Origin of the sequence: Streptomyces graminilatus, from assembly GCF_001418565.1 — a bacterium.
Lineage (GTDB): Bacteria > Actinomycetota > Actinomycetes > Streptomycetales > Streptomycetaceae > Streptomyces > Streptomyces graminilatus.
In genome coordinates, this window is record NZ_LIQQ01000148.1 from 1 (window position 1) to 14,234 (window position 14,234).

General features: G+C 70.2%; 10 protein-coding genes. 8 read left to right on the forward strand and 2 right to left on the reverse strand.

Going from position 1 to position 14,234, the window contains the following annotated elements; translation table 11 throughout:
- Positions 1–9 precede the first annotated feature (9 nt).
- Positions 10–1,131, reverse strand: a complete 1,122-nt coding sequence (locus AOK08_RS14535) for an ADP-ribosylglycohydrolase family protein (RefSeq protein ID WP_055525970.1) — start codon at positions 1,129–1,131, stop codon at positions 10–12.
- Positions 1,132–1,484: 353 nt separating this feature from the next.
- Here AOK08_RS14535 and AOK08_RS14540 point away from each other — a divergent pair, with 353 nt between their 5' ends.
- The 3 genes from AOK08_RS14540 (at position 1,485) to AOK08_RS14550 (ending at position 8,657) form a co-directional block, all read left to right on the forward strand.
- Positions 1,485–2,216: a VIT1/CCC1 transporter family protein gene (locus AOK08_RS14540; protein WP_055525971.1), complete on the forward strand. Its 732-nt coding sequence runs from the start codon at positions 1,485–1,487 to the stop codon at positions 2,214–2,216.
- A gap of 365 nt (positions 2,217–2,581) precedes the next feature.
- Entirely contained in the window at positions 2,582–7,204 is a 4,623-nt protein-coding gene (gltB, locus tag AOK08_RS14545) for a glutamate synthase large subunit (RefSeq protein ID WP_055525972.1), read from the forward strand.
- On the forward strand, positions 7,197–8,657 hold the full coding sequence (locus AOK08_RS14550; RefSeq protein ID WP_055525973.1) for a glutamate synthase subunit beta: 1,461 nt from the start codon (positions 7,197–7,199) through the stop codon (positions 8,655–8,657). The genes gltB and AOK08_RS14550 overlap by 8 nt, the downstream gene beginning before the upstream one ends.
- 117 nt (positions 8,658–8,774) lie before the next feature.
- On the opposite strand, the gene AOK08_RS14555 is transcribed toward AOK08_RS14550, so the two are convergent.
- Entirely contained in the window at positions 8,775–9,638 is an 864-nt protein-coding gene (locus tag AOK08_RS14555; RefSeq protein ID WP_055525974.1) for a chitosanase, read from the reverse strand.
- Between the two features lie 117 nt (positions 9,639–9,755).
- Between AOK08_RS14555 and AOK08_RS14560 the strand changes: the two genes are divergently transcribed.
- The 5 genes from AOK08_RS14560 to AOK08_RS14580 all read left to right on the forward strand — a co-directional run bounded on the left by AOK08_RS14560 (position 9,756) and on the right by AOK08_RS14580 (position 14,156).
- Positions 9,756–10,475: a vWA domain-containing protein gene (locus tag AOK08_RS14560; RefSeq protein WP_055525975.1), complete on the forward strand. Its 720-nt coding sequence runs from the start codon at positions 9,756–9,758 to the stop codon at positions 10,473–10,475.
- Between the two features lie 103 nt (positions 10,476–10,578).
- Positions 10,579–11,367: an SDR family oxidoreductase gene (locus AOK08_RS14565; RefSeq protein ID WP_055525976.1), complete on the forward strand. Its 789-nt coding sequence runs from the start codon at positions 10,579–10,581 to the stop codon at positions 11,365–11,367.
- A gap of 85 nt (positions 11,368–11,452) precedes the next feature.
- A complete protein-coding gene (locus AOK08_RS14570; protein WP_055525977.1) occupies positions 11,453–12,040 on the forward strand; it encodes a TetR/AcrR family transcriptional regulator in 588 nt (195 codons plus the stop codon).
- Positions 12,041–12,195: 155 nt separating this feature from the next.
- On the forward strand, positions 12,196–13,353 hold the full coding sequence (locus AOK08_RS14575) for an acetyl-CoA C-acetyltransferase (protein WP_055525978.1): 1,158 nt from the start codon (positions 12,196–12,198) through the stop codon (positions 13,351–13,353).
- Positions 13,354–13,358: 5 nt separating this feature from the next.
- Positions 13,359–14,156 (forward strand): SDR family oxidoreductase, encoded by a 798-nt coding sequence (locus AOK08_RS14580; RefSeq protein ID WP_241826949.1) that lies wholly within the window; start codon positions 13,359–13,361, stop codon positions 14,154–14,156.
- The last annotated feature ends 78 nt before the right edge of the window (positions 14,157–14,234 follow it).

The window sequence follows — 14,234 nt, forward strand, 5'->3', positions numbered from 1 at the left end:
GGGCGGTGCTCACGGGTGGGTCTCCGGTTCCGGGGTCGGGGTGAGGGTGTAGTCGTTGCGGTGTGGTGCCGGGTGTGCTGGATCTCGTACCGCTGGATCCCGTACCGCCGGATGTGTGCCGGCCCACTTGCCTCCCTCGCCCGGTGTCAGCAGCTCCGCGATGTCCAGGACGTGGTGGCCTGCCATCGAGGGGAGGCAGGTGCCTCTGGCCGGGCCGATCGCCCCCGCCCAGTCGGGCGGGATCGCCGCGGCACCCCGGGTCGCGCCCGCCAGTGCGCCCGCCACCGCCGCCGTCGTGTCCGCGTCGCGCCCCATGTTGACGGCCGTCAGCACCGACTCCGTGAAGTCGCCGTCGGCCGCCGCGTACGCGCCGAAGGCGAGGGCGACCGCCTCGGGGGCCAGGTCGGTCCAGGGGTAGCCGCCGATCACCACCGCGGAGCGGACCGCGCGTTCGCCGCGGTGGGCGACCGCCACCGCCCGGCGCAGGGAGCGTGCCGTCCAGGAGTCGTCCGGGACCACCGCCAGCGCCGATGCCACCACCGCGATCGTCGGCGCGCCCGCCATCGCCGCCGCCACGCCCGCCGCCACCGCCTGGCCGCCGTAGATGCCCTCGCCGTCATGGCTCACCGAGCCGTCGATCGCCACCAGCCGGGCCGCCTCGGCCGGGCGCCCCGCCGCGAAGACGCCGAAGGGCGCCGCCCGCATGGCCAGGCCGTCGCTCCACGCGTGACGGTGTTGGGCGGAGATGGGGGCTGCCAAGCCCCGGCGGAGGTTCTCCAGCGTGCCTCGCTCGCTGAAACCCGCGCCCCGGAAAGGGCCCTCGTCGAGGTCGGCGATCCAGTGGTGCCAGGCCGCCTCCACATGGGCCGGGGTGAGGGCCGAGCCGTGCCGGGCGAGGAGGAGGCCCGAGAAGATCGCGTACTCCGTGTCGTCCGTGCCGGCGGGGTTCTCGGCCACGTATCCGGTGATGCGGCCCCAGCGGGCGCGGATCTCCGAGGGCTTCATGTTCTCGGCGGGGGCGCCGAGCGCGTCCCCCACGGCCAGACCGAGCAGGGCGCCGCGTGCTCTGTCGCGGAGTACGGCGGCGTCCTGGTGCGCCGGGACCGAGGGAATGCAGGCGATCGATGCCATACGCGGCCTCTCCTCCGGAGGGTTCCGGGGGGCTCCCGCACGGGGAGCGGAACCCTTTGCGGAACTGTTCCACCGGAGGCGTTCCCGCGAGCCTCAGGCGCTCCGGCATCACCCGGTCGACATTTGTGCGAGCACCCCCACGGATGAGCGATCAAGGGGAAAGTGCTGGTGAGGGCAGCCTCTCCTTGCTGGCGGGAAAGGAATTCGGAGGGTATTTTTTGGGTTGTCGAGAACTGGAATCAGTCTAAATTCGGCTCCGGGGCCAGAGCGCCGAGAGGGCCGAGTGGGTCGAGTGAGTCCAGTCGGTTGAGTCAGTCGAGTCAGTCGAGTCAGTTGAGTGAGTGGGGGGCCTTATGGCCATCATCGAGACCGGGGCGGCGCTGCACGAGGCGCACCGTGACAACCACACCCACCGGGACGTCACCGGCGGGTGGCTGCGGCCGGCCGTGTTCGGGGCGATGGACGGGCTCGTCTCCAACCTCGCGCTGATGACCGGTGTGGCGGGCGGGGCCGTCTCGCAGCAGACCGTCGTCATCACCGGGCTCGCCGGACTTGCCGCCGGCGCCTTCTCCATGGCCGCGGGCGAGTACACCTCCGTAGCCTCCCAGCGCGAGCTGGTCGAGGCCGAACTCGACGTGGAGCGAAGGGAGTTGAGCAAACACCCCATGGACGAGGAGCGTGAGCTCGCCGCGCTCTACGAGTCCCGTGGCGTCGAGCCGGAGCTCGCCCGTGAAGTGGCCCGGCAGCTCTCGCGCGACCCCGAACAGGCGCTGGAGATACACGCCCGTGAGGAGCTGGGCATCGACCCCGGCGACCTGCCCTCGCCCACCGTCGCCGCGGTGTCGTCCTTCGGGGCGTTCGCACTGGGCGCGCTGCTGCCCGTGCTCCCGTACCTCCTCGGGGCGACCGCCCTGTGGCCCGCCGTGTTGGTCGCCCTCGCCGGGCTCTTCGGATGCGGTGCGGTGGTGGCCCGGGTGACCGCCCGCGGCTGGTGGTTCAGCGGGCTGCGGCAGCTCGCGCTGGGCGGCGCGGCGGCCGGTGTGACGTACGCCCTGGGCAGTCTGTTCGGCGCGGCCGTAGGATAGGTTGTCGCGCACTTATGCGATGGGCCGCATAAGTAGCCGTTACTCGCTGGTTTCGAACGCTTAACCACGGGGCATGAGCCGTACGCGCTGTGGGCAACGAAGCCTGCGGCACACCCGCGGGGAGAGCGACGGCGCTCTCCTTGCCATGGGTCGAGGGACATCGATCTGTCCGCTTCGGCCCCCATTTACTTCCACCGCGGCGCGGTCATCACACCGTGCGCTGCGGTGTCCGCATGTTGGTATGCGATATCCCGCTTCCCGAGAATCGCCCCATCATGTAACCTGCCTGAAATTTTGCACTCCAAGAGGGCCAGCGTCGTCCCTCGGCTTAATGCATATGCCGCACAACGACGACGGGAGAGCCGATGCGTACTCCGCGCCAGCCGTCCCAGCATTCCGGGAATGGCCAGAAGTGGTCCTTCATGGATGCTCGCCCTGCTGCCCAGGGTATGTACGACCCCCGCAACGAGCACGATGCCTGTGGCGTCGGCTTCGTGGCCACCCTCACCGGCGAGGCGAGCCACGCGCTGGTCGAGCAGGCGCTCACGGTTCTTCGTAACCTGGAGCACCGCGGTGCCACCGGCTCCGAGCCCGATTCGGGTGACGGCGCCGGCATTCTCTCGCAGGTCCCGGACGCGTTCTTCCGTGAGGTGGCCGGATTCGAGCTGCCCGAGGCAGGCTCGTACGCGGCCGGTATCGCCTTCCTCCCGGAGGAGACGGCGACGGACGCCGTCCCGACGACCGCCGAGGCCGTCTCGCATATCGAGACGATCGCCGCCGAAGAGGGCCTGACCGTCCTCGGCTGGCGTGAGGTCCCGGTCGCCCCCGGACTGCTCGGCGCCACCGCCCGCTCGACGATGCCCGCCTTCCGGCAGCTCTTCGTCGCGGACGCCGCCGAGGTTCCCGCCACGGGCATCGACCTCGACCGCAAGGCCTTCGTGCTGCGCAAGCGCGCCGAGCGCGAGGTCGGCGTCTACTTCCCGTCGCTCTCCGCGCGGACCATCGTCTACAAGGGCATGCTGACCACCGGCCAGCTGGAGCCCTTCTTCCCGGACCTGTCCGACCGCCGCTTCGCGTCGGCCGTCGCGCTCGTCCACTCGCGCTTCTCCACGAACACCTTCCCGTCGTGGCCGCTCGCCCACCCGTACCGCTTCGTCGCCCACAACGGCGAGATCAACACGGTCAAGGGCAACCGCAACTGGATGGCCGCGCGTGAGTCGCAGCTGGTCAGCGACCTGTTCGGTGACCAGGGGCTTGAGCGCGTCTTCCCGATCTGCACCCCGGACGCCTCCGACTCCGCCTCCTTCGACGAGGTGCTCGAACTGCTCCACCTCGGTGGGCGTTCGCTGCCGCACTCCGTGCTGATGATGATCCCGGAGGCGTGGGAGAACCACGCCACCATGGAGCCGGACCGGCGCGCCTTCTACCAGTTCCACTCCACGATGATGGAGCCCTGGGACGGCCCGGCCTGTGTCACCTTCACCGACGGCGTCCAGGTCGGCGCGGTCCTCGACCGCAACGGACTGCGCCCCGGCCGCTACTGGGTCACCGACGACGGCCTCGTCGTCCTCGGCTCCGAGGTCGGCGTCCTCGACATCGACCCCGCGAAGGTCGTCCGCAAGGGCCGCCTCCAGCCCGGCAAGATGTTCCTCGTCGACACCGCCGAGCACCGCATCATCGAGGACGACGAGATCAAGGCCGGCCTCGCCGCCGAGCAGCCCTACGCCCAGTGGCTGGAGGCCGGCGAGATCGAGCTGTCCGACCTGCCCGAGCGCGAGCACATCGTGCACACCCACGCCTCGGTCACCCGCCGCCAGCAGACCTTCGGCTACACCGAGGAAGAGCTGCGCGTCATCATCGCGCCGATGGCCAAGACCGGCGGCGAACCGCTCGGCTCCATGGGCACCGACTCGCCGATCGCCGCGCTGAGCGAGCGCCCGCGACTGCTCTTCGACTACTTCACCCAGCTGTTCGCGCAGGTCACCAACCCGCCGCTGGACGCCATCCGCGAGGAGCTGGTCACCAGCCTGCGCTCCTCCCTCGGCCCCGCCAGCAACCTGCTGGAGCCGAGCGCCGCCTCCTGTCGCAGCGTCACCCTGCCCTTCCCGGTGATCGACAACGACGAGCTGGCCAAGCTCATCCACATCAACGCCGACGGCGACATGCCCGGCATGAAGGCCGCGACCCTCTCCGGCCTCTACCGGGTCAGCGGCGGCGGCGACTCCCTCGCCGCCCGTATCGAGGAGATCCGCGCCGAGGTCGACGCGGCCATCGGCAACGGCGCCCGCCTCATCGTCCTGTCGGACCGCCACTCGGACGCCGAGCACGCCCCGATCCCGTCGCTGCTGCTCACCTCCGCCGTCCACCACCACCTCATCCGCACCAAGCAGCGCACCCAGGTGGGCCTGCTGGTCGAGGCCGGTGACGTCCGCGAGGTCCACCACGTCGCCCTGCTCATCGGGTTCGGCGCCGCGGCGGTCAACCCGTACCTGGCGATGGAGTCCGTCGAGGACCTGGTCCGCGCCGGCACATTCCTGCCCGGCAGCGAGCCCGAGCAGGCCATCCGCAACCTGATCTACGCGCTCGGCAAGGGCGTCCTCAAGGTCATGTCCAAGATGGGCATCTCGACCGTCGCCTCCTACCGGGGCGCCCAGGTCTTCGAGGCCGTCGGCCTCGACACCGACTTCGTCGAGAAGTACTTCAACGGCACCGCCACCAAGATCGGCGGCGTCGGCATCGACGTCATCGCCAAGGAGGTCGCCGCCCGGCACGCCAAGGCGTACCCCGCCTCCGGCATCGCCCCGGCCCACCGCGCCCTCGACATAGGCGGCGAGTACCAGTGGCGCCGCGAGGGCGAACCGCACCTGTTCGACCCGGAGACGGTCTTCCGCCTCCAGCACTCCACGCGCACCCGCCGCTACGACATCTTCAAGAAGTACACGGACCGCGTGAACGAGCAGTCCGAGCGCCTGATGACGCTGCGCGGGCTGTTCGGCTTCAAGTCCGACCGGCCCTCCATCTCCATCGACGAGGTCGAGCCGGTCAGCGAGATCGTCAAGCGGTTCTCCACCGGCGCCATGTCGTACGGCTCCATCTCCCTGGAGGCGCACGAGACCCTCGCCATCGCCATGAACCAGCTGGGCGCCAAGTCCAACACCGGTGAGGGCGGCGAGGACCCCGAGCGCCTGTACGACCCGGCGCGGCGATCCTCGATCAAGCAGGTCGCGTCCGGCCGCTTTGGTGTGACCAGCGAGTACCTCGTCAACGCCGACGACATCCAGATCAAGATGGCCCAGGGCGCCAAGCCCGGCGAGGGCGGCCAGCTGCCCGGCCACAAGGTGTACCCGTGGGTCGCCAAGACGCGTCACTCGACGCCCGGTGTGGGGCTCATCTCCCCGCCGCCGCACCACGACATCTACTCGATCGAGGACCTCGCCCAGCTCATCCACGACCTGAAGAACGCGAACCCGCAGGCGCGGATCCACGTGAAGCTGGTCTCGGAGGTCGGCGTCGGCACGGTCGCCGCCGGTGTGTCCAAGGCACACGCGGACGTCGTCCTCATCTCCGGCCACGACGGCGGAACGGGCGCCTCGCCGCTCACCTCGCTCAAGCACGCGGGCGGTCCCTGGGAGCTCGGCCTCGCCGAGACCCAGCAGACCCTGCTGCTCAACGGCCTGCGCGACCGCATCGTCGTGCAGACCGACGGCCAGCTCAAGACCGGCCGCGACGTCGTCATCGCCGCGCTGCTCGGCGCCGAGGAGTTCGGTTTCGCGACCGCGCCGCTCGTCGTCTCCGGCTGCGTCATGATGCGCGTCTGCCACCTCGACACCTGCCCGGTCGGCATCGCCACCCAGAACCCGGTGCTCCGCGACCGGTTCGCCGGCAAGGCCGAATACGTCGTGAACTTCTTCCAGTTCATCGCCGAAGAGGTCCGCGAGATCCTCGCCGAGCTGGGCTTCCGCACCATCGAGGAGGCCGTCGGCCAGGCCGGCACGCTCGACGTCCAGCGCGCCATCACCCACTGGAAGGCGCAGGGCCTGGACCTGTCCCCGCTCTTCTACGTGCCCGAACTGCCCGAGGGCACCCCGCTCCACCAGGTCATCGAGCAGGACCACGGCCTGGAGAAGGCGCTCGACAACGAGCTGATCAAGCTCGCCGCCGACGCCCTCGCCGCGAACGGCGCCACCGACGCCCAGCCGGTCCGCGCCCAGGTCGCCATCCGCAACATCAACCGCACGGTCGGCACGATGCTCGGCCACGAGGTGACGAAGAAGTTCGGCGGGGCCGGTCTGCCCGACGACACCATCGACATCACCTTCACCGGCAGCGCCGGCCAGTCCTTCGGCGCCTTCCTCCCGCGCGGTGTCACGCTGCGCCTCGAAGGCGACGCCAACGACTACGTCGGCAAGGGCCTCTCCGGCGGCCGGGTGATCGTCCGTCCCGACCGGGGCGCCGACCACCTCGCCGAGTTCTCGACGATCGCGGGCAACACCATCGCGTACGGCGCGACCGGTGGCGAGCTGTTCCTGCGCGGTCGTACGGGTGAGCGGTTCTGCGTCCGCAACTCCGGGGCCACGGTCGTCTCCGAAGGCGTCGGCGACCACGGCTGCGAGTACATGACCGGCGGTCACGCGGTCGTCCTCGGTGAGACGGGCCGCAACTTCGCGGCCGGTATGTCGGGCGGTGTCGCCTACGTCGTCGACCTGAACCGCGACAACGTCAACGTCGGCAACGTGGACGCGGTCGAGGCCCTCGACGACACCGACAGGCAGTGGCTGCACGAGGTCGTGCGCCGCCACCAGGAGGAGACCGGCTCGACGGTCGCCGAGAAGCTCCTGGCCGACTGGGACGTCGCGGTGGAGCGCTTCAGCAAGATCATCCCCAGCACGTACAAGGCAGTGCTCGCCGCCAAGGACGCCGCCGAGCGAGCCGGACTCACCGAGTCCGAGATCACCGAGAAGATGATGGAGGCGGCGACCAATGGCTGATCCCAAGGGCTTTCTGAACCACGGCCGCGAGGTCGCCAAGTCCCGCCCGGTGGACGTCCGTCTCAAGGACTGGAACGAGGTCTACGTTCCCGGCTCCCTGCTGCCGATCATCAGCAAGCAGGCCGGCCGCTGCATGGACTGCGGTATCCCGTTCTGCCACAACGGCTGTCCGCTGGGGAACCTGATCCCCGAGTGGAACGACTACGCCTACCGCGAGGACTGGACGTCGGCGTCCGAGCGCCTCCACGCCACCAACAACTTCCCGGAGTTCACCGGCCGCCTGTGCCCGGCTCCGTGCGAGTCGGCGTGCGTGCTCGGCATCAACCAGCCCGCGGTCACCATCAAGAACGTCGAGGTCTCGATCATCGACAAGGCCTGGGAGACGGGCGACGTCGCCCCCCAGGCCCCCGAGCGCCTCTCCGGCAAGACCGTCGCGGTCATCGGCTCGGGCCCGGCGGGTCTCGCCGCCGCCCAGCAGCTGACCCGGGCCGGTCACACGGTCGCGGTGTACGAGCGCGCCGACCGCATCGGCGGTCTCCTGCGCTACGGCATCCCCGAGTTCAAGATGGAGAAGCGGCACATCAACCGCCGTATCGAGCAGATGCGCGCGGAGGGCACCCGGTTCCGTACGGGCATCGAGATCGGCCGCGACCTCAAGGCGACGGACCTGCGCAAGCGGTACGACGCCGTCGTGATCGCCGCCGGTGCGACGACCGCCCGTGACCTGCCGGTCCCCGGCCGCGAGCTCAAGGGCATCCACCAGGCGATGGAGTACCTGCCCCTGGCGAACAAGGTCCAGGAGGGCGACTTCGTGGCCCCGCCGATCACCGCCGAGGGCAAGCACGTCGTGGTCATCGGCGGCGGCGACACCGGCGCGGACTGCGTGGGCACCGCCCACCGCCAGGGCGCGGCCTCCGTCACCCAGCTGGAGATCATGCCCCGGCCGGGCGACGAGCGGAACCCGGGCCAGCCCTGGCCGACCTTCCCCATGCTGTACAAGGTCACCTCGGCGCACGAGGAGGGCGGTGAGCGCGTCTACTCCGTCTCGACGACCCACTTCGAGGGCGACGAGAACGGCGACGTGCAGTGGCTGCACCTCACCGAGGTCGAGTTCATCGACGGCAGGCTGACCCCGAAGCCGGGCACGGAACGCAGGATCCCCGCCCAGCTCGTCACCCTCGCCATGGGCTTCACCGGCACCGACCAGGACAACGGACTCGTCGCGCAGTTCGGCCTGGACCTCGACGAGCGCGGCAACATCGCCCGCGACGCCGACTTCGCGACCAACGTCCCCGGCGTGTACGTCGCCGGTGACGCGGGCCGCGGCCAGTCGCTCATCGTGTGGGCCATCGCCGAGGGCCGCTCGGCCGCTCGCGGAGTCGACCGCTTCCTCACCGGCGCGAGCGAACTCCCGGCCCCGATCCGCCCGACGGACCGTTCCCTGATGGTCTGACGGTCACCCCAATAGACGTCCCGTACAACGGCGTACGGAACGAGTGAATACCGGCGCCCGCCACAGTCCCCGACCTGGACCATGGCGGGCGCCGCGGCATGTCCGGGGCCCCCGTTGCTAGGGCACCTTGTATGTGTCCCCGTACACCTTCCACTCCAGCGGTGTACGGAGGCCGAGGTTGCCCTCGTCGAGGAAGCGGCGCTGGGCCGTGTCGACGCGGCTGGTGTTGACACCGGGCCTCTTGTCCAGCATCGCCTTGCGGCGGGCGTCGAGGAACGCGCCCAGGTACGCCTTCTCGTCGCCGCCCTCCGCCGGGCTGTGGGCCCTCTTCAGCGCGGCGGCGCGGATGCCGCCCACGCTGAACCGGTCGTCGCCGGGGCCGTGGTAGACCATCGCGTCGTAGTACACGAACTGGCCCAGCAGGCCCAGCCCGTCCCCGACGGCGAGCCGCAGGGCCGGTTCGAAGTAGCCGCTGTCCCGCTTCTCGTCCTGCGCCGCACGGAACGCGGCGACCTTCGCCTCCCGCTTCCAGGCCGCCGGGAACCCCGGATCCAGCCCCTGGTGCGAGTCCGTGCCGTCAACCTCGCGCAGCGCGGGAAGGTAGGGCGCGAGGGCGTTGTCCGGGTGGTCCTTCGTGTACCCCTCGACGAGGGTGAGCAGATCGTGAGTGCCCGTACAGAATCCGATGATCCCGGCCGTGTAGCCCTGCCCGTCGCCGATGTCCTCGACATAGCCGTACGCGCTGCGCCAGTCGAGCGTCCCGTTCTCGGCGCTCGCCACGATCTGCTGGGCCAGCTCCTTCTTCGCCGGATCGGCGAGCGTGACCTGCGCGTCCAGTGGACCGGGCTCCTCCACACGCTTGGCGTCGGGGCCACGCGAGTGGTTGTCCCGCGAGTGGTCTTCCGACGTCCTGACGGACAGACATGCGGTTGTCGCCAGCAGCGGCAGCACGGCGAGGAGGAGGACGCCGGTTCGTTTCATGGGGCACAAGGGTAGGGGCCGGGTCGCAGATGGGTCATATGCCGCCCGGGCGGGCATTCGGGTGACGTACGCTCGGAATCTTCGTCAGTCCGGCGTATTCCGGGAGGGGAGTCACGCATGGCCGCGATCAGTCTCACCAAGGTGCGGGAGACCGCGCCCGCGCTGGTCAGCCTCTACAAGAGCGCCGGGGCGGCCGTGGACCGGCACGGGCTCGACGGGCAACGGGCCGCCGTCTACCTGGTGGTCGACTACTCCGGCTCCATGAAGCCGTACTACAAGGACGGCAGCGTGCAGGCGCTCGCCGACCGGGTGCTGGGGCTGGCGGCCCACTTCGACGACGACGGCACGGTCCCCGTCGTCTTCTTCTCCACCGATGTCGACGCCGTGACCGCCATCGCGCTCGACGACCACGCGGGCAGCGTCGACCGGATCGCGGCCGGGCTCGGACACATGGGCAGGACCAGCTATCACCTCGCCATGGACGCGGTCATCGAGCACTACCTCGACAGCGGATCGACGGCCCCCGCGCTCGTCGTCTTCCAGACCGACGGCGGCCCCATCAACAAGCTCGCCGCCGAACGCTACGTCTGCAAGTCGGCCCGGCTGCCGCTGTTCTGGCAGTTCGTCGGCTTCGGGGACGCTGACAGCAAGCAGTTCGACTTCCTGCGCAAGCTCGACGAGCTGGCGGTGCCGGACCGGCGGGTCGTCGACAACGCCGGGTTCTTCCACGCCGGTTCGGACCCGAGCGCCGTGTCCGACGACGAGCTGTACGACCGGCTGGTGGGCGAGTTCCCGAAATGGCTGATCGCCGCGCGGGCCGAGGGAATCACCGGCTGACACCCGCTTCCACGTTCTCGGCCGGCCGTGGAACGTCCGGCTTCTTCCCGATGACTTCTCGCCCGACCTTCCCTAACAAGTGTTTGGTAGGTACTGTGGGGTCATGGGAGACGTCGAGAGTCCGGCGTACGTGCCTGGACACGGGTTGCTGAAGGGGCGCACCGCCGTCATCACGGCAGCCGCGGGCGCCGGGATCGGCGGGGCCACCGCCCGCCGGTTCCTGGAGGAGGGCGCGCGCGTGCTGATCAGCGACGCACACGCGCGGCGGCTCAAGGAGTACGAGGGTGAGCTGGCCGGGGAGTTCGAGGGTGGCGTCGACTCGCTGCCCTGCGACGTCACCGACGAACGCCAGGTGCGGACCTTCTTCGACACGGCGGTGAGACTGCACGGGCGGCTCGACATAGTCGTCAACAACGCCGGTCTCGGCGGCACTTCGACCCTCGTCGACATGACGGACGAGCAGTGGTCGAGGGTGCTGGACGTGACGCTCAACGGCACCTTCCGGTGCGTACGGGCCGCACTGCGGGCCTTTCGCGAGAGCGGAACCGGTGGCGTGGTGGTGAACAACGCGTCCGTCGTCGGCTGGCGGGCCCAGGCCGGCCAGGCGCACTACGCCGCCGCGAAGGCCGGCGTGATGGCGCTGACCCGGAGCGCGGCCATCGAGGCGGCCGAGTACGGGGTCCGGGTCAACGCGGTGTCACCGAGCCTCGCCATGCACCCCCACCTGGTGAAGGTGACCACCCCCGAACTCCTGGCCGAACTGACGGCCCGTGAGGCCTTCGGGCGGTACGCCGAGCCCTGGGAGGTGGCCAATGTGATCGTATTCCTGGCGTCCGGCTACTCCTCGTACCTGACGGGGGAAGTCGTCTCCGTCAGCAGCCAGCACCCCTAGGACGGCACATGACTGGGACCACAATGGACGCGTGCCTCCTACCAAGCCAACGAAGCCTACGAAGCCCACGAAGAAGAAGCCCCAGGTGACCGCCGTGCCCGCCCGCCGCCACGAAATCCTCGGCACCGCCGCCGAGGTCTTCGCCGAGCAGGGCTACAACGCCACCACCGTACGCAAGATCGCGGACCACGCCGGCATGCTCGCGGGCAGCCTCTACTACCACTTCGACTCCAAGGAATCGATGCTGGAGGAGATCCTGCGCACGTTCCTCGACGAGCTGTGGGCAGGCTACGACACCGTTCTGGACGCCGAGAACGGGCCGCGCGAGACGCTGGAGGCGCTGGTCACCGAGTCGTTCCGGGAGATCGACCGGCACCGCGCCGCCGTCGCGATCTACCAGAAGGAGTCCAGACAACTCGTCGCGCAGGAGCGGTTCGCGTTCCTCGCCGAGTCGCAGCGCAGATTCGAGAAGACGTGGCTGTCCACGCTGGAACGCGGGGTCGCCGCCAAGGTCTTCCGCGCCGACCTCGACATCCGCCTCACCTACCGCTTCGTGCGCGACACCGTGTGGGTCGCCGCGTCCTGGTACCGGCCCGGCGGACAGCACAGCCCGGAGGAGATCGCCCGTCAGTACCTGTCGATGGTGCTGGACGGAATCGCCGTACGTGAATAGCGGCACGTGAACTGCCGACTGCCGACTGCCGACTGCCGACAGCTGGCAACTGGCAACTGGCAGTTGACAACTGATTGCCGGCGACTGATCGCCGGCAACTGATTGCGAAAGTCGACCGGCGTGCTCGAACAGCCTTTTACTGTGAGGGAGTTGCCATGGCCGAGGCCTACATCGTCGAAGCGGTCCGTACGCCCGTCGGGCGGCGCGGAGGTGGTCTGAGCGGAGTCCATCCGGCCGACCTGGGCGCGCACGCGCTGGCCGCGCTCATGGAGCGATCCGGGGTCGACCCGGCGGCCGTGGAGGACGTCGTCTTCGGGTGCCTGGACACGGTGGGCCCACAGTCCGGTGACATCGCCCGCACCTCCTGGCTGGCCGCCGGGCTGCCCGAGGAGGTGCCCGGCGTGACCGTCGACCGGCAGTGCGGGTCCTCGCAGCAGGCCGTGCACTTCGCCGCCCAGGCCGTACTGTCCGGCACCCAGGACCTCGTCGTCGCGGGCGGCGTCCAGAACATGTCGATGATCCCGATCGCCTTCGCCTCCCGCCAGGCCGCCCTGCCTCTCGGGCTCACCGAGGGCCCGTTCGCGGGCAGCGCCGGCTGGCGGGCACGGTACGGGGAGCGGCCGGTGAACCAGTTCGCGGGCGCCGAGATGATCGCCGCCAAGTGGGGCATCAGCAGGCAGGACCAGGAGGAGTACGCGCTGCGCTCGCACGAACGCGCGGTCCTGGCCATCGACGAGGGCCGCTTCACGCGCGAGACCGTGGCCTACGAGACGGTGACCGTCGACGAGGGCCCGCGCCGGGACACCTCCCTGGCGAAGATGGCCGGCCTGAAGCCCGTCATCGACGGCGGCACCATCACCGCCGCCGTCTCCTCCCAGGTGTCCGACGGCGCCGCCGCGATGCTGCTCGCCTCCGAGCGTGCGGTGCGTGAACACGGGCTGCGCCCCCGGGCCCGCGTCCACCATCTGTCCGTACGGGGCGAGGACCCGATCCGGATGCTGACGGCGCCGATCCCGGCCACCGCCCACGCACTCAAGAAGACCGGCCTGTCCATCGACGACATCGACCTCGTCGAGATCAACGAGGCCTTCGCGCCGGTCGTCCTGGCCTGGCTGAAGGAGACCGGTGCCGATCCGGCCAGGGTCAACGTCAACGGCGGCGCGATAGCCCTCGGACATCCGCTCGGCGCGACCGGCGTCAAGCTGATGACGACTCTTCTGCATGAACTGGAGCGCACGGGCGGCCGGTTCGGGCTGCAGACGATGTGCGAGGGCGGGGGACAGGCGAACGTGACGATCATCGAGCGGCTCTGAGCGCCTTGGCCGGTTCGGATGTGAAGGGGCGGGTCGCTCTTGTCACCGGCGGTACCCGTGGTGTCGGCGCGGGTATCGCCAGGGCCTTCGCCGAGGCCGGCGCGGAGGTCGTGGTCTGCGCTCGCCGGCCGCCCGAAATCCCGTTGCCCGGGGTGGAGTTCAGGGCGCTCGACCTGCGGGACCGGGCGGCTGTGCACGACTTCGTCGCGGGGTTGCCGCGCCTTGACGTGCTGGTCAACAACGTAGGAGGCAGTCCCTACCGGCCGCTGGGAGGAGGCGGAGGCGGAGGTGGAGGCGGAGGCGGAGACGGGGATGCCGGTGCCGATGTGGAGCGGCATGCCCGTGTCGTCGAGCTGAACCTGATCACGCCGCTCACTGTCTCCCTTGCCGCGTACGAGCATCTGAAGCGGGCGCGCGGGTCCGTCGTGATGATCGGCAGCGTCAGCGGGAGCCGTCCTTCGCCGGGCACCGCCGCGTACGGGGCGGCCAAGGCGGGGCTGGAGCATCTCGCGCGTTCGATGGCCGTGGAATGGGCTCCCGACGTCAGGGTCAACACCCTCGTCGTCGGCATGGTCCGCACCGAACTGTCCCACCTCCACTACGGAGGCACCGACGGCCTGGAGGCCGTCGCCGGCACGGTGCCGCTGGGGCGGCTCGCCGAGCCGTCCGACGTCGGAGCGGCGGCGGTGTTTCTCGCGTCGGACGCGGCCGGGTATGTCAGCGGGGCGAGTCTGCTGGTGCACGGCGGGGGAGAACGCCCGGCGTTCCTGGACGCGGCGACGGTCAACAAGGGCGGGGGGTGAGGGGCGGGTTTTGCGCCCCCGCCGCCCTTTCCCTTCCCATCCCTGGGGGCTGCGCCGCCAGACCCCCGCTTCGGCCCT

Coding starts and splice junctions, on each gene's coding strand:
- AOK08_RS14560 (WP_055525975.1), top strand. CDS start 9,756: ATGGCCGCGATCAGTCTCACCAAGGTGCGGGAGACCGCGCCCGCGCTG.
- AOK08_RS14540 (WP_055525971.1), top strand. CDS start 1,485: ATGGCCATCATCGAGACCGGGGCGGCGCTGCACGAGGCGCACCGTGAC.
- AOK08_RS14575 (WP_055525978.1), top strand. CDS start 12,196: ATGGCCGAGGCCTACATCGTCGAAGCGGTCCGTACGCCCGTCGGGCGG.
- AOK08_RS14550 (WP_055525973.1), top strand. CDS start 7,197: ATGGCTGATCCCAAGGGCTTTCTGAACCACGGCCGCGAGGTCGCCAAG.
- gltB (WP_055525972.1), top strand. CDS start 2,582: ATGCGTACTCCGCGCCAGCCGTCCCAGCATTCCGGGAATGGCCAGAAG.
- AOK08_RS14555 (WP_055525974.1), bottom strand. CDS start 9,638: ATGAAACGAACCGGCGTCCTCCTCCTCGCCGTGCTGCCGCTGCTGGCG.
- AOK08_RS14565 (WP_055525976.1), top strand. CDS start 10,579: ATGGGAGACGTCGAGAGTCCGGCGTACGTGCCTGGACACGGGTTGCTG.
- AOK08_RS14535 (WP_055525970.1), bottom strand. CDS start 1,131: ATGGCATCGATCGCCTGCATTCCCTCGGTCCCGGCGCACCAGGACGCC.